We start from the raw sequence: 226 nt of genomic DNA on the forward strand, positions 1-226 counted from the left end.
GGTCTTTTAATTTCAAAGATGTTAATCTGAACTTCTTTTCCGGTAATTTTTTTAAGCTCTTCTTTTAACTTGTCTACCTCTTGACCGCCTTTACCAATAATGATACCTGGGCGAGCCGTAGTGATAGTAACGGTTACAAGCTTAAGAGTTCTTTCAATAATTACTCTACTCACACTAGCTTTAGATAAACGTGCGTGAACGTATTTTCTAATCTTATCGTCTTCGG

The 226-nt window shown here is 36.3% G+C and carries 1 protein-coding gene; it reads right to left on the reverse strand.

The window, feature by feature from the left end:
- Window positions 1–226: KH domain-containing protein (locus FUA24_RS01215; protein WP_187388124.1), on the reverse strand; the 226-nt coding region annotated here is incomplete at both ends.

It is taken from the genome of Seonamhaeicola marinus (assembly GCF_008085455.1).